Below are 21,958 nucleotides of genomic sequence, written 5' to 3'. Positions count from 1 at the left end.
TGAGCGTTATCACCAATTTTTGACAACGTTACTGACAGGAAGTGGGCGTCATGAGCAAATTGGACCTGGTCGACATCCGGCTCCTTCTGGAGCTGGTTCGGGATCCGCGGGCACAGATTGGCGAACTCAGCGATCAGCTGGGTGTTGCCCGCAACACAGCCCAGTCACGTATTCGACGGTTGCTCAGATCTGGGACTCTGCGATCCAGCGGTCGCGAACTGGATTTGGAAGCGCTCAACTACGATGTTGCGGCCTTCGTCACTATCGAGGTCTCCCACCGCGAGCTCGACGGCGTCATTGCTGGCCTTCGACGCCTCTATCAGGTACTGGAAGTCCATGAGATCTCGGGCCGTGGCGATATCTGGTGTCGTGTCACCGCAACCGACACGCATCACCTGCAATCTGCACTTCGATCGATCCTGCGGATCAAGGGAGTGATTCGCACCGAGACCGTCCTGGCCCTGCACGAACACATCCCGTACCGCACCGAACCGCTATTGCAGACCCTCGCCGAGGAGAACTGATTTTTCCCGGACTCTCATGTGGGTCTCATCTTGAGTGGTGATATTCAGGGATGAAGTCCCCACGGGCCCAGCAAGGCACCGCCGCCTTCGCCGATGGCACCGTCCCCCTCGTCGTCGCAGTCCGACACTGTGCAAATCCCCTCCCGGAACCTGTTGATACTGGAGCCAGGATCGGGAGGTACTTGGCTTCTGGTCGGTGGGGTCCTTTCGGGATCCTCAGCAGCTGGTTATATGACCACTGTGCACGGCGTTTGTGAGACGAGAAGGACTGATTATGAGACCTCTCACAATCAGTCAGCTTTCAAGCGTCAACGCTTCGTTGGCGAGGGTCTCCGCGATGGAGAGCCGCTTCAGTGCGTCGGCTCTCCAGGACGTCGGATCCGCGGTGGTCGCCCTGTGTTTGGCGCCGGCCACCAAAGTGAGCGCCACGCCTGCAGCACGGCCACGAAGCGCGGCCGGGTTCACTTCGCCGTCGAATACTGCCAGGAACCGGTTGAGAGCCGCGGGGACATGCTGGTAACGGCTGTCCAGGGCCGGTAAGACCGCAAGATGCCCGATGAAGCAGGCCAGGTCGTCCACCAGGTACCCGGGGCCCAGCGCGTCAACGTCCAATAGACCTGACACGTTGCCGCCCGAAACCAACAGATTCCCTTCATAGAAGTCGCCGTGCGACGGGACTTTGGGGCCGGCAGGGCTTGATGCAACGAGACTGTGCACCCGTTCGGCGAGTTCCGAGATTCGTGTCGCTTCGCCCGGTAGGACGGCGGTAGCTCCCTTGGCGTAGTCGCGGACCCGTGCCGACCAGGCTGGCCGCTCCGGCAGCTGCATCGCTTCGGCTGGCAGCCGGCGCAGCAACTCGACCAGGGTCTTCGGGCTCAGCGACTCCGCACCGTCGCGCATGAGTTGTTCAGCAAGCGGGGTGCCGGCAGCTGGGTGCATCGCCAGCACATCGGGTGCCGGAACGTCGATGAGTGACGGGGCGGGTATCGCCGCGGCCCTGAGCATTTGATGACGTGCGGCGAGTTGGGCTGCTTGACCGGCCCGGAGAACCTTCAGATAACGCCGCTGGCCGGCCAGGTCTGCGGTGAGGACTGCCCGTCTGAGGGGACGGTAGCTGACCGTCGCCAGCACCGGAACGCCCTCCGGTAACGACCCGGTTGATTGGCTGTCCAGGAACAACGCTTCGCCCACTTTTCGGGCATCGCACGCCCACGGCAGCCCGGGTAGCAGCGGATCGTTAGGGTGTAGCCACACCGTTAACGTGGTGTCGTCGGGTCCGCTGAGCTGCACCGTTGCGGGGATGTCGGCAGGTAGTGGCGCGGTGCTGACGCATAGAAAATCTGTGGTGAGTTCGCCGTTTTCGGCTTCCGCCTGCACCTGATATATTCCGGTTGCCCCGGCCCCGGGACGGTGGTGAACCTGTTCCAGTGACCAGTGAGTGGGTCGTCGTCCTAACGTCGCGAGTGCGAGACGAAGTGGCTCAGCCACGTCGTCTCCCTCAAGCAAACGCAGTTGGGCCGCCTCGGCCCCCTGCCTTGGGTGGGAAGAATCAGGCCCGACGACGCTGTAGGACGTCATCCAGGTTCATCCTGCCAGTGGTGGGGTTGGCGGTTGAGTTGCTTCCCGATGACGTGTCAGGACTGGCTACTGCGGGCGCAGCTGCTCCTTGTTTCAGGGTCGTTTTGGCCTGTGCCTTGGGAGCAGCAGGGAGCTCCAGTGGGGCTGGAGCCTGCCGCTGTGCCTTTGCGGCTGCAACATACATGGGCTTGGGCACCTCAACGGGCTGCCAGGGTGTTCCTGCGGATTCGGTAGTCGCCTCAGCGTCGGGTGAGACGGAACTGTGGGGATCAGCGCTGGCTGCTTCCGTAACGGTGGCACTGGCGGCGACGGCGAGGGCTGCCTGGCGCAGTTCGGTGGCAGTCAGGTTTGCGGTGCCGGTTGTGCCCGTCGTCGCCCCCTGCTCGTTAGGAGAGCTCTCTGCTGCGGGGCCCGTTGTTTCGGCGTCGAAGAGGTTGGTCTCCCGCCGCGGGGCGGGAACAGCCGGGGCGGCGAACGCTTGTGCCCGGGGAGGCAGGTCAGTCGTCCGGTGGGACATGGCGTCTGCGAATGCCGCCTCGAGCTTACGACGCCGATCGCGGACAGCGAGGACCCGGAGTCCTGCTACCGCAAGCAGGAACAGCACGAAGGCTCCAGCAGGTACCAGTGCTGGCACCAGGGAGAGGGCGGCGAGAGGTATGCAGACGACGGCCGCTAGAAGCGCTACAGCAGCGATGGCGGCAATGGAGCTGCGCCCGCGCCGGATGGTGAGCCGACCCTGGGGCGAGTAGGCCTTGGGGGCTGCTCCGCCGCCCATGGTGCCAGCGGCGTCGGTGGTGTGGCCGGACATTTCCATAATGCTCCCCTGAGAGACTTTGCTCTCGGCTGTTGCTGATGAAACTAGGGCGGAGGTGGCCACCGGCTCAACCAACAGGGCCGGGCGGCGGATACGAAGAACGTAGGGGGCAACCCAGATCAGCCAGAGGCCGACAATAGCGGCGAGCACCACCGAGCTGTTCATAGAGAAGTCCACGTCTAAAACCGTAGGTTGTTTACCCTGATCAGGTGAGTATTGCCGGCGGTGTGTCGTCCCCGGGTTGGTGAATTGCCGTGTCCCGGTGGCTACGGGCCACCTGGTTTTTCCAGCGTGCCAGTAGCCCGTCGGGGACCTCGTCGTGGGTCAGCGCGAAGCTGCGATGGTCGGCCCATTGACCGGCAATGTGCAGGTAACTCTCGCGCAGCCCTTCGTCCCGAAATCCCAGTTTTTCGACGACCCGTAGACTCGCCGAATTTTCCGGCCGGATGTTGATTTCCATCCGGTGGAGTCCCAGGCTCCGGAAGCAGTAGTCGGTCACCAGGGCAACTGCGGTGGGGGCGATGCCCTGGCCGGCGCGCTGCCGGTCCACCCAGTAGCCGAGAGTGGCGCTCATCGCCGACCCCCAAACGATCGTCGAAACCGTGAGTTGGCCGACAATGGCGGTCTCCCGGAGGTGAGAGCTGCGTTCAGTGATCAGAAAAGGTAACGCGGAGCCGCTCCGTGCCTGTTTCTTCAACGACCGGACCATCTCGGTGTAACTCGGCAGGTAGCCGCCCGGGGCGGGATTTGATGCCTCCCAAGGCGCCAACCAGTCAGCGTTGCGTTGCCTGACCGCTGACCATTCCCGCTTGTCTCGAAAACGAACGGGCCTGAGGACCAGATCGTCGGTCTCAAGGGTCACCGGCCAGGTGAATTGCCCGCTCACTGGGTACAGGCTAGCCGTTGAGGTTGTTGGTGAAGCTCTTCAACCAGTCCTGGAGGTCTGGGCCGAGATCCTCACGCTCCGACGCGAGGGTGACCACGGCCTTGATGTAGCTGAGCTTGTCTCCCGTGTCATACCGGCGTCCACGGAACACCACTCCGTATACGCCTGATCCTTCGCCGTCGGCTGAGGCAAGAGTCTGCAGCGCATCGGTCAGCTGGATTTCACCGCCGCGGCCGGGGCCGGTGGTTTCCAGAACGTCGAAGACCCGCGGGTGCAGGACATAGCGACCGATGACTGCCAGGTTCGATGGAGCTTCGTCAATCGCTGGCTTCTCCACCAGTTCGCTGACCCGAACATACTCTTCGCCGTCGATGGCTGAAATGTCGGCGCAGCCGTAGGCGCTGATCTGCTCAGGGTCAACCTCGATCAGCGCGATCACTGACCCCCCGGTCTTTTCCTGTACCTCAATCATGGTCTTGAGGAGAACATCCCGCTCGTCGATCAGGTCATCGCCGAGCAGGACGGCGAATGGCTCGTTGCCGACGTGAAGCTTCGCACGGAGCACTGCGTGTCCGAGACCCTTCGGGTCGCCTTGGCGGAGGTAGTGGATATCCCCGAGCTCCGATGGACGACGGACCGCGGCGAGCTTTTCGTGATCGCCCTTCGCCTCGAGGGTCTGCTCAATAAATGGCACCCGGTCGAAGTGGTCCTCCAGCGAACGCTTGTTGCGTCCGGTGATCATCAGAATGTCGGTCATACCGGCATGGACTGCTTCTTCGACCACATACTGGATCGCCGGCTTGTCGACTACCGGAAGCATTTCTTTGGGCATCGCCTTCGTGGCGGGAAGAAACCGCGTGCCAAGTCCCGCAGCGGGGATGACAGCCTTGTTCACTCGTGAGCTCATGACACCACCCTACATAACGTCAGTCCGCTTATAGCGACATTTGGCAGCGGGAGGCTAACAGTGGTCGGTTTCGGTAGTGTGTGCCGGTATGGGACACACTACGACGGCGGCGGAAAAGCAAAATGCCAGGCAGCTCTTTCGTTCCAGGCGCCGAGAAATGTCCAACGAAGAGCGTCTCCGCTCGGCTGCTGGTCTGGCTCAGCAGGTCCTACAACGGCTGCAGGCATCGTCAGGCCCCCACGGCGGTTTGATCGCCGCCTACCTATCAATGGACCCTGAACCAGGGACCGCGCGGCTCCTTGACGCGTTAACCCGCGACGGATACGACGTCGTCGTGCCGATCTGCGAGCCTGACTATCAGCTGTCCTGGTGCCAGTGGAGCGCCGACGCCGAACTGCGCCGCAGCCCTCGCGCGCCCCTGATGGAACCTGTAGGTGAACGCTTCAGCTTTTCCGAGCTACTGGACCGTCATGGCTCGCCCTCCCTCGTTTTGGTGCCGGGACTGGCGGTCGACCACACCGGCACCCGCCTGGGACAGGGCGGCGGCTACTACGATCGGTTCCTTGCCCAGGCACGGACGGTGGTGCCGGACCTCCCGGCGGCAGCATATCTCTATGAACACGAACTGTTACCGAAGCGGTCGCTTGCCAAGACCGAACTCGACATGCCGCTCAGCGGCGCGTTCACCCCCTCCGCGTTCCACCGGCTGAGCCCTGCAGTGTAGCGGTGTAGACTTAGCACTCGGGACCTTAGAGTGCCAGTCGAACCGACTTGGGTGACCGATCCCCAAGAACACAGCTTGTCCAGGAGGATTTTCTTGCCTACTTACGCATACGCCTGCAGAGACTGCGAACACGCTTTCGACATTCACCAGGCCTTCTCCGATAACTCCCTGACCGTCTGCCCTGAATGCGACGGATCGCTTCGGAAAAAGTTCAACAGCGTGGGGGTTGTCTTCAAGGGGTCCGGTTTCTACCGCAATGATTCCCGCGACAGCAAGAAGTCAGTCGACGTCGGTGCGAGCAATTCCGTCGCGTCCACCGGCTCGGTTTCTGAATCGTCGTCCAGCAGCTCCGAGAATAAACCCAGCACCACAGGCCCGGGCAAGGACGCCTCCCCGGCCCCCACCAAGTCAGCACCGGCGACAAAGACCACCGCGGCCGCCAGCTAGGGACACCGCTGAACACCGTCTGCCACAGTGGCCTTATCCACATAGCAGGCGAAGCGCCCCTCGTGCTCCCAAGGCGGTTCTAACGTTTGTGGATGGCCCTTGGCAAACATCCACCACGGCACCCCCAACGAGCCGGGGAGTCCTCGCACCGCGTCGGGCGGTTCGTGTTCCGAAACCGCAGGCTCCTGGCAGCAATGCTGTTCTGCCTGGCCACGGCAGTGGCCGTGGAGGCGTTGATCCCTCCCGAGCAGACCCGCGTCGGCGTTGTTGCGGCGGCGGCAGATCTCCCGGTGGGTACCGTTCTCACTGCCGCCCACCTGACCATTGTTGAACTGCCGGCCGAGGCGGTCATGTCCGCGTCCTTCGCCGACCCGAGCGAAGTAGTGGGTGAACAGCTCGCCACTCCCCTGCCGCACGGCTTCGTTCTCACCCCCACCGCCTTTGTCGGATCAGGGCTGCTCACCGGCGCACCCGCAGGCACCGTCGCGGTACCCTTACGCCCGTCGGACCCGTCAACGGTCCAGCTGCTGTCCCCCGGCCACTATGTGGAAGTGGTGCTCAGCACGGGGAATGGCTTCGATGTACCTGGTGACACAACCGTGCTGGCTCGGGGTTTGCCGGTGCTGTGGACCTCGGCTGCCCCCAGCAGCGGCCCATCGGGCGTCTGGCCGGGCAACTCTGAGAGCGAAGGGCTCGTGGTGGTTGCCGCAGCACCGGCAGACGCCGCAGCCCTGGCGGGCGCCTCCAGCACCGGCAACGTTCATCTGGTGCTGACCGGCGCACCACCCGGCTAGGACATCGAGTTAGACCATCGAGTTAGGGCACGGGCGAGGACATTGCGCTAGCGCACGGCGTCCTTGGTTCGGCTGCCAGGGCCGCCAGTCAGGACCGTCAGTCCCAGTGCGGGGGACGCTGGTCCTTCAACCACGCTTCATGGGACTCGTCGCGTTCACCCCATGAATCGGCCTCATCCTCTGCAGCGCGCTTGGGCAGGACACTGTCGTGGCTTGCCTGGCCTGTTCCGCTCATGCTCGTCCCGCTCTGTGAGTTTGAATGTCGTCCACTGGTCACCTCGGGCAACCCCAGATAGCGTCCAATCAGATCAGCGCATCCGTTCGGGTCGGTGAACACCTCGATGGTCCAGAGGGGCATGTACCGCCACCCCATCCGCTCAAGGAGTTGGGGGCGAAGCCTGCTTCGCTCCCGAACCGTCATGGTGCGGTACCTTTCGGTCCCATCGGATTCGATAGCGATCGGTGGCGCCTGCATGCCCGAACCTGACTCGTCGGACGGCTTACCTACTGTTCCCGGCCCCGCTGTGGCGACGATGTCAAGAACACCGTCATAGTGATCCAGCACGTGGGCACCACGGTCGCGAAGTCGATTGACCAGATCCGCGACCAGCGGATCTGGGTTCACCGGTGCTGCGGGCTCCCCTGACGGATCCGGGGTCTCTCCGGTCCCCTCCCCCAGCTCTCGCTCGAGCAGACCGAAGAAATCCAACGCTCCATTGTCGAGCCGGGTGGGGTCGAGGTCCGTTGGGAGGAAGCACGTAACAATGTGGAGTTGGTGACGCGCCCTGGTCATGGCTGTGACGAACCGACCGCGACCATCGGGGCCGGACAGCTGGCCGAAGTTATGCAGTGCCCTGCCGTGCGGGGTCCGCCCGAAGCCGAGGGAGAAGATCACGCAATCCCGGGTGAGGCCCGCGGCCCGCTCGACCGGGACCACTCGGAACGATTCCTTGCCCGGGGCGAAGAAGTCAGCCGCCCAGGGCAGCTCTGCCATCCGCTGTCTAATCGCCTGGCCTACCCGCCCTGCGTGCCGGGCGCTAGCGGTTACCACTGCCAGCGAACTGCTGGGACGGCGTCGGATGTGTTCGAAGACCAGTTCCACGACACGGCTGACTTCGGCCGCAACGCTTTCCACACCAGCCTGATCGGCGCTCGGCATTCCGGTGCCGTCTGGTAGATAGTCGACGGTGAGGGCCCGGCCGGTACCCGAAACTTCCGAACCATGAGGTAGCCGGGAGAGCCGGCCGTCATAGAAGGTGTCGCTCAGATACCCGGTCAAGGCCTTGTCGACGCCGCGATAAACCACGCTCAGCGGACTGGTGGGGAAGATGCCAGAGAGTGCCGAGTAGGCGCTGGTGAGCTGGTCGGCTTCCTGAGGTGACTCGGCTCCAGCGCCGACGCTGAAGCTTTGGGGTCCACCGAGGCGGTCATCGCCGAAAGCGATGACCTGGGTTGCCCTCGCCAGAGCCGGAACGGCCGACTGCAGGGAGATTGATTCGGCATCCAGAACAATGACCGCGTCAAAGGTCTTGTCGGCTGGTAGCACCATCGGAAGCATGAGGGGACTCGCCGCCCAAACCGGCATGAGGGCGGTCACCAGGTCGTCATCCTGGGCGCTGAGCCCAGCGAGATCCAGGGTTCCTGTGCGGAGCAGTTCCCGGAGCTTCTCCGCTTCCGCGGGATGCGCCGCAAGCGCCGTCCGCCAGCGTTCAGCGAGGGCAAACCGGAGCCGTCCTGGACCTGAAGCGATGTGCGCATTGTCGGCCAGACGGTAGTCCGCTTCGAGCCGGCGCAGGCTCTCGCCGTCGGACATTGCCAGATAGTCGTCACCGCTGATCATGGCGTCGAGGGCAGACTGCCACCACGCCAGTTCCAGTTCGGATCCCACCTGACGCGCGCCTACTTCGCGCCGCGCCAGATCGTCGAGCAATTCGCCCAACCCACGTTCACGCATTTCGTCGAGCAGCAGGGTGCGCTCCGGCAGGGTTGCGAGGGTTTGTCTGTCCTTGGCGAGCTCGGCGAGGCGTTGGCCCAGCTCTTCCAGCGGCATAGCGGCCAGGTCAACATGGCCGGGGGTCGTGGCAAGTACTTTGGTGAGCTCGTCCAGTTCCCGGCGGATCTTGTGGTGGAAGTTGTTGATCTCGGCGAGACCCGTCGGCACAGAGGGGTGCCGTTCAGTCGTCGCGTACCGGGTCCAGAGCGTCCGCTGCTGCTGCACTTCCACCAGGGAAGTGTGCAGGTCGGCGATGTGTACACCGGGGCGAACATATTCCTTTGCCACCCTGCGAAGCCGCGATCGGGTCATCGAGCTCATCTCGATGGCGCGCTCGCGACGCCAGGACGATGAGGCCGTGGCGGTGATGAGGTCGGTGACCGGCCGGTCGAAGATATCTGGCGTGAATTTGTCGAGACTTGCCCGGACCGCTGCGAGGAGCTCCAATTGCTCTCCCCACTCGGTGAACGAACCGCCGAGACTGATCTGGGAATGATCGGCTACCCGCAGCACCTTTTCCCGAAGCAGCGGGATGTCGCGGGCCAGGTCGACGGCCAGCTCGTGTGCACGCTCAGTTTCCTTACGGTTCAGCAGCTTGGCGCCGTACCAGGGACTCTCGACGGCCGAGGCGCTGAAGCTGCCCAGTTCTGCTGCCCTGCGGAGCCGGCCAGCGAGCTCAACGCGGTCGGGGATGCTGTCCATCACGCTACGGAGCAGGCGAACCGTTGTTGCCGGCGAGGGATTCAACGAGGTCAATTCCGCCAGCGACTGCATTGCCTGGTAGGGCGAACAACCCCAGCGGCTTCGCACGTTGTGCAGAGACCTCACATGGTCCTGCAGCTGATGGCGGTGATCGACCAGAGTCTGGTGGAGTCCGTCCAGCTCGGGCCGCGTCGCCTTCTCGTTCCGCACGATCGCCCGGATCAGCTGGTCTTTGAGTTGCTGCTCGTTGATGTTGGCATTGAGCTGGAGGACCAGCGAGCCAAGATTCAGTGTGTCCAGTTCCTGGACCACTTCGTTGAGGGTACCGCGACGCTCAGCCACCACTAGGACGCTCTTGCCCTGCTCGGCAAGAGCCGCAACGGCGTTGAGCGCGGTCTGGGTCTGGCCTGATCCTGGGGGTGCCGACACCACCAATGACCGTCCCTGGATGATCTGGTCCAGGACCTGCTGCTGCGCAGAGTCGGCATCCCTGATCAGCAGTTCATCGGCTGGCAGACGTTCATCAATCGGTGTTGCCAGCTCAGGGGCGTCCGGTGCCGCAAGTGCGGGCTGTCCCTCCTTTGCCGCATCCACCAGGGCTGCAAGCACGGGATGGTCGGAGCGGATGGCCGGATCGTCGGCGACGTCAGCGAGATCGGCAAAGGTGGACACGAGGAGATGGTGCTCGATGGCCATCCCACGCACACCCTCGGTCAGTGCACGGAGCTTGTCCAGGACCGGCAACGGATCGAAGCGCGCTGTGCCGTAGGCCAGTTTGGCGACGGACTCGGGGTCGAACGACACCCCCTGTGCTGACCGCAGGTGGCGCACCAGCGCGGGGTTAAGCCGCGCATGCTCGGTGAGCTGGAGTTCGTAGTCGTCCTGGGACGCATGAACCGTCAGTGAAACAGAGGTCAACAGAACCGGCGCGGTCAGCGACTCGGACCGGCCGTCGTCGTCGACGCTGCGCCAGGCGGCGGTCCCGGCAGCGAGATAACCGACGTCGATACCGCGCTCGGTGCCCACCTCGTAGATCTTCGCCCGAAGGACCCGTGCCGCCTTCATCGCAGCCGCGTACTGACCCGGGTCCCGGAGGAGAGTGGACAGCCGGGTGCGACGGCCAGCAAGGAGCTGGGCGAGACCCGAGGGGTGGGCGTGCGTGAGATCGATGCTGTTGGCCGACGCAGGTGAGAAGTGCAGCAGGGTGTCGGCACCCGCGTGGGCGCCGAGCTGCTTGAGCCACGGCAGGAGGAAGTTCCCAGCGGAGTCCCCGGGATCCTGCACTGACACGGTGGTCTCCATTTCTGCGGTTATTTTCGACGATCTCGACCAGATGGGCATGCCTTCCAAGCTATCCGACAAGGGTGGTCACGGCGGGGCCGCAACACCGGGGACGGTCAAATACCCTTCCCAACCGGGGTCGGACTACTCCCACTCGATGGTGCCTGGCGGCTTGCTGGTGATATCTAGCACCACCCGGTTCACTCCCTCTACCTCATTGGTGATGCGGTTGGAGATCCGGGCGAGCAGGTCAAACGGCAGGCGGGACCAATCGGCGGTCATTGCATCTTCACTAGACACGGGCCTGAGTACGATCGGATGCCCATAGGTTCGACCGTCACCCTGCACTCCGACGCTCCGAACGTCGGCGAGCAGCACGACGGGCATCTGCCAGACCTCGTTGTCCAGTCCGGCCGCTGTCAGTTCCGCACGGGCGATGGCATCTGCCCGGCGCAGCAGGTCAAGCCGTTCCTGGGTTACGTCGCCGACAATCCTGATTCCCAGACCTGGGCCGGGGAACGGCTGTCGACCCACAATTTCGGCGGGCAGCCCAAGCTGCGCGCCGACCGCCCGGACCTCGTCCTTGAACAGGGCACGAAGGGGTTCGACGAGTTCAAACTGCAGGTCCTCGGGAAGACCCCCCACATTGTGGTGGCTCTTGATGTTCGCAGCACCTTCGCCGCCACCGGACTCAACGACGTCGGGGTAAAGGGTGCCCTGCACCAGGAAGCGGATCTTTTCACCGTGTGCCTGAGCCTCGGCGATGATCGCCCGCTCGGCTTCCTCGAAAGCGCGAATGAACTCGCGGCCGATGATCTTGCGCTTGGTTTCAGGATCGCTGACCCCAGCCAGTGCGTCCAGGAACCGCTTTTGTTCATTGGCTACGTAGAGGTTGACGCCGGTCGCAGCAACGAAGTCACGCTCGACCTGCTCTGCTTCCCCCTCGCGGAGCAGACCGTGATCCACGAATACGCAGGTCAGCTGGTCGCCCACTGCCCGCTGCACCAGGGCTGCGGCGACGGCGGAGTCAACCCCTCCGGAGAGCCCGCAGATGACGCGCGCGTCCCCCACCTGCTCGCGGATGCGGTCTACCTGCTCTTCAAGAATGTTGCCGGTGGTCCAGTTGGCGTCAAGCCGTGCGCCCTTGAACAGGAAGTTTTCCAGCACCTGCTGCCCGTGGTCCGAATGTTTCACTTCAGGGTGCCACTGCACGCCGTAGAGGCGCCGTTTTTCGTCGGCGAAGGCAGCAACCGGGGCACCAGCGGTGCTGGCCAGAACCTCGAATCCATCGGGTGCGGCCTGAACGCTATCGCCGTGGCTCATCCAGGCGTTCTGGTGCTCGGGGACACCGTCGAGCAACGATCCCCCGACGCCGGACGCTGCGACGTTGGTGGAGCCGTACTCCCGAAGCCCGGTCTTCGCGACCGTACCGCCCAGGGCTGAGGCCATGGCCTGGAAGCCGTAGCAGATTCCCAGGACGGGCACGCCTGCCGAGAACAGCTCGGGGTCAACCCGAGGTGCACCCTCGGCATAGACGCTCGAGGGACCGCCCGACAGGATGATCGCCACCGGGTTTTTGGCCAGCAGATCGGCTGTTTTGAGGGTGTGCGGCACCACCTCGGAGTAAACGTCCGCGTCACGGACCCGGCGGGCAATGAGCTGGGCATACTGGGCGCCGTAGTCCACCACCAGCACCGGCCGGTGGCTGGTTTCGGAGGTCTCCTCGAGGGGGGTGGCGGTGGCTTCGGCTTGGCCTGAAACTCCGGGTCCGGGTGCGGGAATAGTCACGCATCAACAATAGTCGCCATGGGCACCCGACCGCACATTGCGACGGCCCGATATCGCTAGTACCGAGACGCTGCCTCGGGGTGGGCGGCGAGCTCCTGCTCTACCTGACGGTGGATCCGGCGTTCAACAATGAAGGACAGCAACGGCACAACCCCACCCAGGGCCATCACCAGGAACTGTTTGAACGGCCAGCGCATCATCTGCCACAACCGGAAATCAGCGATCAGGTACACCACGTACATCCAGCCATGCACGATCAGCACAGTGGTGGAAAAGTTGAACCCTTCGGCGGAATCCGAGAACTCCTTGTCAGTCAGGGACAGCAGCCCCTCGGGTCCGCCGATCATGATGTGGGATTGCATGCCGTAGGCGGCAATCATCTCCACGACCACCAGCAGCAGCATGATCCCGGTGGCGTAGGCCAGCACCTTGTAGAACTTCACGGCGGAGAGAATCTGGGCGTGGGTGCCGCCGAACCGTCGCTTGGTTTTCTTAGCGGTACCAGCTCTGCCGTCGATGGATTTGTTGACGTCTGGCGTGCTCACTGTCGTACCTCATTCGTAGTTGTTTCACGCTCGGACGGGGCGACTTCTTCCGCCTCGTCATCTTCTGCTTCTTCGAGGGTGCGCCGGTAATCATCAGCCACCAGGCGCCACCAGAGGAAGAAGGCGAACCCGGCAAAGACAAACCATTCCACGGCGTAGAAGATGTTCAGCCAGTTCAGCGGGGTCTCCTGCGGCTGGGGACCGACTGTGACGACCTCCAGTGGATCCTCGGGTGCCTGCTGCGCTCCAGCCAGCGTGGTGCTTGTTGAGACGACGAAGCCGGAGTAGATGGCCCGGTCCCACCGGTTGGTGAGGTCGGCAGTCGCGAGGGTGGGAATCTGGCCAGCGACTGGTCGCTCGGCGACCGGGCCCTCAGCTGGAAGCAGCCGCCCGATCACGGAGCCTGGACCTACCAGCTCAGGCACCTCAATCGCCGCTGTGGCGTCGGCGATCCAACCGTGCACCACCGGAATTACTGTCTGCTCGTCGAAACCGGTCGCCGCCACCGTGGTCCCCTGATCGACCGCAAAGGCCGAGATCAACCAGAACCCCGCCCGGTCTTCCTGAAGCCGATCCTGCACCAACACCGTGGTGTCAGCGAGAAACTCGCCATCCATGGTGATCATCTGGTCCGCGACCGGCGCTGTCATGGGGACACCCGGGCTAAAAACGTCGGTTAGCGGTTGTACCTGCTCGGTGGCGCTCTCTGGGGGCGGCGCTTCACCGGACGAGTTGGAGAACTGCCATTGGCTCAAAAGCACAAAGACTCCCGCAATCACCATGGCGAGGATCAGTGAAAGGATCCAACGGGGTTTCAGCGCGGTTTTGAGCACACCTTAACGGTACTTCGTCACCGTGTAGAAAACCGAATGCACCCGAGAATTCCCAGCCGGTCAGCAGTGGGCAATTTAGTGATTGGGAAGTGTCTACCACTTGGGTGCGAAGGCGCTAGGATGGTTGATCGTGCGCTCGTATCCCTACCCTGACCCCGGCCCTCCGGACCTCCGCTCCCCTTCCCGCTATCTGCTCTGGCTCGCATCGAAGCAAAAAGCAACGCTTCTGGCCGGAGTAGTGTTCGGCACTGCCTGGATGGTCGCCCAGGCTGTGATGCCCTATGTGCTGGGCCGGGCCATCGATGAAGGCGTGGTGGCCGGCGACTTCGACCGGCTCCTGCTGTGGGTGGGCGTCCTGATCCTCCTGACCGTCGTGCAGGCAGTCGCAGGCACTCTCGAGCACCGCACGGCAATCAGCGGCTGGCTGCAGGCGGCCTTCCATTCGATCCGTTTGATCGGCTACAAGATCACCCGTACCGGGGATGCTTTGCCGCGGCGGCTCTCCACCGGTGAGGTGGTTTCAACTGCGGCCTCGGACGCCACCCGGTTGGGCGAGATTTACGCGGTATCGGCCCGGCTGGCTGGCTCCATCATGGCCTGGCTGGTGGTCTGTGTGCTCATTTCACAAACCTCCCTCCTGCTCGGTCTGATCGTCCTGATCGGTGTTCCTGCGTGCTGCGGCCTCCTGCTCTTCGTGGTCCGCCCCCTCCAGGCCCGTCAGCGTGAACAACGCGAAGCGTCCGGCAAGATGACCGCCGTCGGCGCCGATACGGTGGCCGGGCTCCGGGTGCTCAGGGGAATCGGCGGTGAGCACATTTTCGTGAACCGCTACCGTCAGCACTCCGCGAAAACCCGGGACTCTGGCATCCGTGTTGCGTACTCCCTGGCCGATCTCGAAGCTTCCCAGGTATTCATTGCCGGGGCCTTCAGCGTGCTGTTCACCTGGGTCGGCGCCAATCTGGCCCTCGCGGGCGAGATCGAGCCGGGACAGCTGGTGGCGCTCTACGGCTATTCGATCTTCCTCATGACTCCGATTCGCGCGGCTGCCGACAGCGTGGCCCGCTTCATCCGGGCACATGTTGGTGCCCGCAAGATCATCGCCGTTCTCGTCGTCGAACCCGACGTAACTGACAGGGACACCACTTCCCCAGCACCACCCCCCGGCGCTACGCTGCTCGACGCCAGCACCGGCGTGCTAATCCACCCCGGTCGGATGACCGCGGTGGTGTCGGTGGACACCGCCGCGTCAGCCGATCTGGCAACCCGGTTGGGCCGGTTTGAGGACGAGGTGCTCCACCTCGCCGAAGTCCGCTGGGGTGCCGAACCGTTACGCAACATCGCACTGCAGGACATCCGCCAGCGGATCGTGGTGAGCGAGGCGAACCCCCAGCTTTTCACCGGCTCCCTGCGCTCCGAATTGGATCCACAGGCGAGGCATGATGACACGCGCATCCTTGCCGCCCTGGACGCCTCCAGTGCACTGGACATCCTCGACGGAATCGACGACGGCCTGGACCACGAGGTGACCGAGCGCGGCAGGGGCTTTTCGGGTGGGCAGCGTCAGCGCCTGGTCCTCGCTCGCGCCCTGCTGACTGAGGCCGAGACGCTGGTGCTGATCGAACCGACCAGCGCCGTCGATGCCCATACCGAATCCAGGATCGCTGCCCGGCTGAAGGGCCTGCGGGGCGGCGCCGACCAGACCACGGTTGTGGTGACGGCCAGCCCGCTGATGCTCGGCGTCATGGACCACGTCATTTACCTTGAGGATGGCCGTGTGGCCGCTGAAGGAACGCACCTGGAACTGCTGACCAGCCAGCCCGCCTACCGAAACGTGGTAATCCGAAGTGAGTGAAACAACTGCCGCTCCCGACCCGACCGGGAAGCTTCCGGTTGCGGACCCGATCCAGGTTCGAGCCGAAGCCGCGCGGCTAATCAGGCACCACCGCGGCGGACTTTCCCGCGTCATTGCGCTTTATGTTGGGTCTGCCATCGCCGGACTGGTGGGACCAGTACTACTCGGTCGAGTGGTCGACGCCGTGGTCGAGGGAACCACTTCGGACTATATTGCGGTCATTTCGCTGGTCATGCTGGGGTTCCTGATTGTTCAGGCCCTCCTGCGACGACTGGCCGTCCGGGCCGGAATGGTGTTCGGGGAAACGGTTTTCGCCGAACTGCGCGAGGACTTCATGAAACAGGTCACCTCGCTGCCGTTGTCCACCGTGGAAAAGGCCGGAACCGGTGACCTCGTATCCCGCACCACCAACGACGTCGACGCCGTCTCCCACACTGTGCGGTTCGGTGTGCCCCAGGTGGTGGTGTCGATAGTGACCATCCTGCTGACCATCGGCGCAGCGGTGATCACCTCGCCGATCCTCGCACTGGCTCTATTGGTCGGCCTCCCCGTGCTGTATCCGGTGACCCGGTGGTACCTCAAGCGAAGCTCGGCTGGTTACCAGAAGGAACGGGAAACCTACGCCGTCGTGAACGGCTCGATCACCGAAACCATCGAGGGCGCCCGCACGGTGGACGCTCTTGGGCTGGGTGCGCTGCGCCGGGACCGCATCGATGGAGCGTTGACGGACAGCTACCGGGCCGAGCGGTACACCCTCTGGCTGCGCACTGTGCTTTTCCCGGCAGCCGACTTTGCCTTCTGGCTGCCGGTGGCGGGTGTACTGCTCTGGGGCGGCTGGCTCGCCTCCATCGACGTCGTTACCCCCGGCGTCGTCGCAACGGTTGCCTTGTTTGCCGTGCGGCTCATTGATCCGGTGGATCTCCTGATCATGTGGACCGACGAAATTCAGGTGGGTGCCGCATCGCTGGCGCGCATCGTAGGGATCAAGGAGGTTCGGCCGGATCGGCACGCCACCGATAATGAGCCGTTGAACGACGACATCCTCGTATCCAAGGCACGGTACGCCTACCGCCCCGGCCACGACGTCCTGCATGGTGTGGATCTGCAGTTGCGTCGGGGGGAACGGCTGGCAATGGTCGGGCCCTCAGGCGCTGGTAAGTCCACCCTGGGACGGTTGATTGCCGGGATTCACCCGCCCACCGCCGGTTCGGTCACCGTCGGAGACGTGCCCCTGGTTGATCGTCCCCTCGACGCGCTGCGCCGTGAGGTGGCACTGGTCACTCAGGAACACCATGTGTTTGTCGGATCCCTGGCGGACAACATCCGCCTCGGTAAGGACGATGCGACGCAGGCGCAACTCGAACAGGCCCTGGACGACGTCGGGGCGCTGGGTTGGGCACGCGCCCTACCGCTCGGACTCGAAACCGAAGTGGGTTCCGGCGCGCACGAGCTAACCCCAGCCCAGGCCCAGGAACTTGCACTCGCGCGGCTGGTCCTCGCCGACCCGCACACACTGGTCCTGGATGAGGCAACCTCATTGATCGATCCGCAGGCCGCCCGCGATCTGGAACGCTCGCTGAACGCGGTGCTGGAGGGGCGGACCGTGGTGGCCATTGCCCACCGCCTGCATACGGCTCACGACGCCGATCGGGTGGCCGTCGTGGAGAACGGCAACATCACCGAGCTCGGCTCGCACGATGAGCTGCTCGCCCTTGATGGTTCCTATGCGGCGTTGTGGAAGTCATGGCGGTCCGAATGACGACCGCCATGACAACGGGCTTCTCGCAGACGGCTCAGTGGTCGAAGAACACCAGCGAGGAATTGATCAACTCGGCGATTACCTCGGTGTCGTGGGCACGCCTGAGTGATTCCCTGAAGTTCTCCTTGAACAGGGACCGCGCCAGCGTGGCCAGCACCTCGAGGTGTTCCGAGAAGGACTGCGACGGCGTGGCGATCAGCAGGACCAGCGTCGCCGGCCCGTCCACTGCCCCGAAGTCGAGGCTGTGGCCGTATTTGGTGACGCCCACCGCGATACTGGTCTGGGTGACGTAGTCGCTGCGCGCGTGCGGCAGCCCTACCCCACCCGGCAGCCCGGTAGCCATCTGGTGTTCCCTCGAATTGACCTGCGCAAGGAATCCCTCGAGCTGCGAGATACGCCCCGCCTCGAACAGTTTGGTGGCAAGCTGTTCCGTCGCCGCTTCCTTGTCGGCGGCAACCATCTCCAGGATCACCAGATCAGGGGTGGTCAAAACGGCATCGGTGAATTCCAGGGATCGCTCGGTCATGGTAGACCTCTCGCGGGTTGCGTTGGGCAGGCGGCACGGCGTCCAGACCGCGGTCCTAGCTTAGCGGGACAATATCTTCGACTCCCATCCGGGCATTGTCTGCCAGGACGTCGTCGGGCTGCTCCTGACTCAGCCGCTCGGCTTCTACCCGGGCGAGGTAGTGTTTGACCTCGCGGTCGACCTGGGCGTCGCTCCAGTCGAGGAACGGCGCCATCAGCGACGCGACATCAGGAGCCGCCGACACGCCACGGTCCCAGGATTCAATGGAGATCCTGGTGCGGCGGGTGAGGACGTCGTCGACATGGCGCGCGTTCTCATGGGTTACCGCGTAGACCACTTCAGCTCCAAGATAGTCATCTGCCCCTGGCAACGGCTCGCCGAGGCTCCTGTCCTCGCGGATCAGCGCGAGAATGTCCTCCGCATGGCTCCCATAGCGCTGCAGGAGGTGTTCCACCCGTGCCACGTGGACACCCGACTGGTCAGCCATCCTGGCACGCTTGTTCCAGGCCGCCTTGTACCCTTCAGCGCCCAGCAGCGGGACGGTTTCGGTGCAGCTGGCGGGGACCCGCTCGTCCAGTGCCCGGGTCGCCTCATCCACCGCGTCCTTGGCCATCACCCGGTAGGTGGTCCACTTGCCCCCAGCGACGACCACGAGGCCCGGAACCGGGTGCGCGACCACGTGCTCCCGTGAAAGTTTCGCCGTGGAGTCACTTTCGCCAGCCAGGAGCGGCCGCAGCCCGGCGTACACACCCTCGACGTCTTCCCGGGTGAGCGGGCGGCGCAACACCTTATTGACATGCTCCAGGATATAGTCGATGTCCTTGGAGGACGCGGCCGGGTGCGCCTTATCCAGGTCCCAGTCGGTGTCGGTGGTTCCGATAATCCAGTGACGACCCCAGGGGATAACGAACAGGACGGACTTCTCGGTGCGCAGGATCAGTCCCACTGTGGACTGGAAGCGGTCCCGCGGAACGACGAGGTGGATGCCCTTTGAGGCCCTGACCTTCATCTGGCCGCGGTCGGTGACCATAGCCTGGGTTTCGTCGGTCCAGACGCCCGTGGCATTGATGACCTGCTTCGCGCGGATGTCGAACTGTTCGCCGGTTTCCTGGTCCTTGACGCGGGCTCCGACCACACGTTCACCCTCGCGGAGGAAATCTACTACCGTCACCCGGTTGGCGACTTTGGCCCCGTAGTGATCTGCGGTCCGCACCATGTTGACCACATACCGCGCGTCGTCCACCTGGGCGTCGTAATAGCGGATGGAGCCCACCATTGCGTCTTCTTTAAGGCTGGGGGCGGCCCGGAGGGTCCCGCGACGGGAAAGGTGCTTGTGCATGGGGACGCCCCGCGAGTTGCCTGAGGTCATGCCCATGGTGTCGTACAGCAAGATTCCGGCACCCACATAGGGGCGCTCGAAGAACCGCTTGGTGAGCGGGTAGAGGAACGGTACCGGTCGGACCAGGTGCGGTGCGATTCGCTGGATCAGCAGGCCGCGTTCTTTGAGGGCCTCCTGTACCAGCGCGAAGTCGAGCATTTCGAGGTACCGCAGACCACCGTGGATCAGCTTCGATGACCGTGAGGAAGTGCCTGATGCCCAGTCGCGGGCTTCAACCATCCCCACGTCCAGTCCGCGGGTCACGGCGTCGAGCGCCGATCCAGCGCCGACGACGCCGCCGCCTACGATCAGGATGTCCAACTCCCTACCGGACTCCGAGGTGGCTTTCAACGCTGCTAGCGCGTCTTCACGGTTCTTCGGGCTCAGTGCTCCTGATGACATGGCGGCGATCCTTCGTCGGGTTCGATACTACGTCCCCCAACCTTAGCAATCAGCCGTTGGAAATGTAGGGGGAAAGAACTACTTCCACCCGCTGGAACTCCTTGAGGTCCGAGTAGCCGGTGGTGGCCATCGCCCGGCGCAGGGCGCCAATCACATTGGAGGTTCCATCCGTGTGATGCGACGGCCCCCACAGCACCTCCTTGAGCGGACCCACCGTGCCAATCTTGACCCTGTCGCCGCGGGGTAGTTCGTCGTGGTGAGCCTCCTGGCCCCAGTGCCAGCCCTGTCCCGGCGCTTCCTCGGCGCGGGCCAGTGCCGAACCGAGCATGACCGCGTCGGCACCCATCGCGATGGCTTTGACGATGTCACCGCTGGCACCCATCCCGCCATCCGCGATCACGTGCACGTAGCGACCGCCTGATTCATCCATGTAATCCCGCCGTGCGGCTGCTACGTCCGAAATGGCCGAAGCCAGCGGTGAGTGGATGCCCAGGGCGCGTCGCGTCGTCGTCGTCGCACCCCCGCCAAACCCGACCAGCACGCCGGCAGCACCGGTGCGCATCAGGTGCAGCGCCGGGGTGTAACCGGCGGCTCCTCCGACGATGACCGGGACGTCGAGCTCATAAATGAACTGTTTGAGGTTCAGGGGTCGGTCGTCCTTGGAGACGTGCTCGGCGGAGACCGTGGTGCCACGGATCACGAAGATATCGACCCCGGCGGCGAGGACGGTCTTGTAGAACTGCTGGGTGCGTTGGGGTGTCAGAGAGCCGGCCACCGTGACCCCGGCCTCGCGCATTTCGGCGAGCCTGCTGGTGATCAGGCCCTCCTGGATTGGCGCGTTGTAAATTTCCTGCATCCGGCGGGTGGCCGCCGGACTGAAATTCTCGGTGCTCAGGTTCGCGATCTCGTCCAGCATGGGCTGGGGATCCTCATAGCGGGTCCACAAACCCTCAAGGTTGAGCACGCCAAGACCGCCCAGCCGCCCCATGGCAATGGCGGTCTCCGGCGACATCACGGAATCCATCGGTGCGGCGATGACTGGCATTTCGAACTGGTAGGCGTCGATCTGCCATTGCACGGACACGTCATGGGGGTCACGGGTGCGGCGGGACGGAACCACCGCTACGTCATCGAGGGAGTACGCCCTGCGTCCGCGCTTGCCTCGGCCAATTTCAATCTCGTTAGTCACCTGACAAGGTTATCCCAGGGCGACACGCAAGGACTCCGCGGCGGGTTTCCCGGCATTCAGCCGGCCTTTCGCCCTGAATTAGGGGGCTCCACCCACCAGATCCCACCAGAAGGTGATAAGCCTACTTTCTTTTCGCCCCACAAGAGGGCTAGGGTGGATGGCATCCCCGACATCGCATCCCGGACATGGGAGCCTACCTGGTACCGGTCCTCCGATCTCACTAGTGAAGGAATTGTCGACATGCAGGAGCTGGAGCAATGGCCCACCGGGAGGCTATTAACCACCGCGGCGCGACTGGTCGACCATGCCTGGAACGCGGGGCTGGTTGACCTCGGACTCACCCATGCCGGGTACACCGCGCTGCGGGTGTTGCAGGATTACGGCCCGATCAATCAGACCAAGCTGGCTCAGCTGATTCGTGTACAGAATCAGACCATGGGTAAAACCATCGAGAAGCTGCAGGTGAATGGCTACGTCAATCGCGTCCGGGGCGAAGTGGACCAGCGAATCCAGATGGTTTCAGTTTCCGACGCCGGTAGGAGCGCGTTGGTCAGTGCACTCCAGATCGAACAGAACCTCATCGCCGGTGGCGGGCTGCTCTCCGACACCCTCAGGGCGGAGCTGCGCAACCTGATCGAAGAATTGGGTGCAGGACGCAACGGTGGCGCTCAGGCCGCAGGCTAATATTTCGCAGCCCTTTCGACGTAGACTGCCGTGTGCAGGGATTATCCGAGCACATTCTTCGAAAGGCAGAGGCTTATGGGCGACAAAAGTAGGCTTTCACCGGAGCAGCCCTTCCCGGCGGACCTGGCTCCCCTGGAGGATAGCCAGGTTGAAATTCTGAACAGCAAAATCCACCGTCAGCTGGACACCGAATACACCACGGATCACGAGCCGGATCCGGAAACCGAGTCCCGCTACGAGGAGCTCAGGGCCGAACTTGACTACCGAGCCGCGGACCATCAGCTGCCCGTGGACGGACGAGACGCGTTTGCCACCTCGGCTCAGGAGCCGAAGGACAAGACCTCGGCTTAGG

19 protein-coding genes are annotated in these 21,958 nt (G+C 63.7%); 8 read left to right on the top strand and 11 right to left on the bottom strand.

The window, feature by feature from the left end:
- Positions 1–50: 50 nt before the first annotated feature.
- On the top strand, positions 51–524 hold the full coding sequence (locus tag B384_RS0102620) for an Lrp/AsnC family transcriptional regulator (protein WP_019481592.1): 474 nt from the start codon (positions 51–53) through the stop codon (positions 522–524).
- A gap of 294 nt (positions 525–818) precedes the next feature.
- On the opposite strand, the gene B384_RS0102615 is transcribed toward B384_RS0102620, so the two are convergent.
- From B384_RS0102615 to galU, 4 genes are all read right to left on the bottom strand, one after another.
- Entirely contained in the window at positions 819–2,012 is a 1,194-nt protein-coding gene (locus B384_RS0102615; RefSeq protein WP_237715210.1) for a phosphotransferase, read from the bottom strand.
- 61 nt (positions 2,013–2,073) lie between these two features.
- On the bottom strand, positions 2,074–3,093 hold the full coding sequence (locus B384_RS0102610) for a hypothetical protein (protein WP_156808939.1): 1,020 nt from the start codon (positions 3,091–3,093) through the stop codon (positions 2,074–2,076).
- A gap of 28 nt (positions 3,094–3,121) precedes the next feature.
- Entirely contained in the window at positions 3,122–3,802 is a 681-nt protein-coding gene (locus tag B384_RS0102605) for a GNAT family N-acetyltransferase (protein ID WP_019481589.1), read from the bottom strand.
- A gap of 10 nt (positions 3,803–3,812) precedes the next feature.
- Positions 3,813–4,709, bottom strand: coding sequence for a UTP--glucose-1-phosphate uridylyltransferase GalU (gene galU / locus B384_RS0102600; protein ID WP_019481588.1), 897 nt, complete (start codon positions 4,707–4,709; stop codon positions 3,813–3,815).
- 88 nt (positions 4,710–4,797) lie between these two features.
- On the opposite strand from galU, the gene B384_RS17495 reads away from it, so the two are divergent.
- The 3 genes from B384_RS17495 to B384_RS17490 all read left to right on the top strand — a co-directional run bounded on the left by B384_RS17495 (position 4,798) and on the right by B384_RS17490 (position 6,674).
- Positions 4,798–5,433, top strand: a complete 636-nt coding sequence (locus tag B384_RS17495; protein WP_083850807.1) for a 5-formyltetrahydrofolate cyclo-ligase — start codon at positions 4,798–4,800, stop codon at positions 5,431–5,433.
- Positions 5,434–5,526: 93 nt separating this feature from the next.
- Positions 5,527–5,880, top strand: coding sequence for an FmdB family zinc ribbon protein (locus B384_RS0102590; protein WP_019481586.1), 354 nt, complete (start codon positions 5,527–5,529; stop codon positions 5,878–5,880).
- A gap of 92 nt (positions 5,881–5,972) precedes the next feature.
- Positions 5,973–6,674, top strand: a complete 702-nt coding sequence (locus B384_RS17490) for an RcpC/CpaB family pilus assembly protein (protein ID WP_019481585.1) — start codon at positions 5,973–5,975, stop codon at positions 6,672–6,674.
- A gap of 97 nt (positions 6,675–6,771) precedes the next feature.
- Here the strand turns inward: B384_RS17490 and B384_RS0102580 are convergent, their stop codons facing one another.
- The 4 genes from B384_RS0102580 to B384_RS0102565 form a co-directional block, all read right to left on the bottom strand.
- Positions 6,772–10,671, bottom strand: a complete 3,900-nt coding sequence (locus tag B384_RS0102580) for a DUF4011 domain-containing protein (protein WP_019481584.1) — start codon at positions 10,669–10,671, stop codon at positions 6,772–6,774.
- A gap of 123 nt (positions 10,672–10,794) precedes the next feature.
- Entirely contained in the window at positions 10,795–12,345 is a 1,551-nt protein-coding gene (guaA, locus tag B384_RS0102575) for a glutamine-hydrolyzing GMP synthase (RefSeq protein ID WP_026040912.1), read from the bottom strand.
- 149 nt (positions 12,346–12,494) lie between these two features.
- Positions 12,495–12,983 carry a DUF3817 domain-containing protein gene (locus tag B384_RS0102570; protein ID WP_019481582.1) on the bottom strand — a complete coding sequence of 163 codons (489 nt, stop codon included), beginning with the start codon at positions 12,981–12,983 and terminating at the stop codon, positions 12,495–12,497.
- Complete coding sequence (locus B384_RS0102565; RefSeq protein WP_019481581.1) at positions 12,980–13,816, bottom strand: SURF1 family protein; 837 nt, start codon at positions 13,814–13,816, stop codon at positions 12,980–12,982. The genes B384_RS0102570 and B384_RS0102565 overlap by 4 nt, the downstream gene beginning before the upstream one ends.
- Before the next feature lie 130 nt (positions 13,817–13,946).
- Between B384_RS0102565 and B384_RS0102560 the strand changes: the two genes are divergently transcribed.
- Positions 13,947–15,668 carry an ABC transporter ATP-binding protein gene (locus tag B384_RS0102560; RefSeq protein WP_019481580.1) on the top strand — a complete coding sequence of 574 codons (1,722 nt, stop codon included), beginning with the start codon at positions 13,947–13,949 and terminating at the stop codon, positions 15,666–15,668.
- Positions 15,661–17,427: an ABC transporter ATP-binding protein gene (locus B384_RS0102555; RefSeq protein ID WP_019481579.1), complete on the top strand. Its 1,767-nt coding sequence runs from the start codon at positions 15,661–15,663 to the stop codon at positions 17,425–17,427. The genes B384_RS0102560 and B384_RS0102555 overlap by 8 nt, the downstream gene beginning before the upstream one ends.
- 34 nt (positions 17,428–17,461) lie before the next feature.
- Here the strand turns inward: B384_RS0102555 and B384_RS0102550 are convergent, their stop codons facing one another.
- The 3 genes from B384_RS0102550 to B384_RS0102540 are packed head-to-tail and all read right to left on the bottom strand — an operon-like array spanning position 17,462 to position 20,922.
- Entirely contained in the window at positions 17,462–17,953 is a 492-nt protein-coding gene (locus B384_RS0102550; protein WP_019481578.1) for a PTS sugar transporter subunit IIA, read from the bottom strand.
- Positions 17,954–18,008: 55 nt separating this feature from the next.
- Positions 18,009–19,733 (bottom strand): glycerol-3-phosphate dehydrogenase/oxidase, encoded by a 1,725-nt coding sequence (locus tag B384_RS0102545; RefSeq protein ID WP_019481577.1) that lies wholly within the window; start codon positions 19,731–19,733, stop codon positions 18,009–18,011.
- A gap of 49 nt (positions 19,734–19,782) precedes the next feature.
- On the bottom strand, positions 19,783–20,922 hold the full coding sequence (locus tag B384_RS0102540; RefSeq protein WP_019481576.1) for a GuaB3 family IMP dehydrogenase-related protein: 1,140 nt from the start codon (positions 20,920–20,922) through the stop codon (positions 19,783–19,785).
- A 153-nt stretch (positions 20,923–21,075) separates the two neighbouring features.
- Between B384_RS0102540 and B384_RS0102535 the strand changes: the two genes are divergently transcribed.
- Both B384_RS0102535 and B384_RS17485 read left to right on the top strand, forming a co-directional pair.
- Positions 21,076–21,606 (top strand): MarR family winged helix-turn-helix transcriptional regulator, encoded by a 531-nt coding sequence (locus B384_RS0102535; RefSeq protein ID WP_237715209.1) that lies wholly within the window; start codon positions 21,076–21,078, stop codon positions 21,604–21,606.
- Positions 21,607–21,681: 75 nt separating this feature from the next.
- Positions 21,682–21,957: a hypothetical protein gene (locus tag B384_RS17485; protein ID WP_019481574.1), complete on the top strand. Its 276-nt coding sequence runs from the start codon at positions 21,682–21,684 to the stop codon at positions 21,955–21,957.
- The last annotated feature ends 1 nt before the right edge of the window (position 21,958 follow it).

This window comes from Arthrobacter sp. TB 23 (assembly GCF_000294595.1).
GTDB lineage: Bacteria > Actinomycetota > Actinomycetes > Actinomycetales > Micrococcaceae > Arthrobacter_D.
This window is presented reverse-complemented; position numbering and strand designations above follow the sequence as displayed.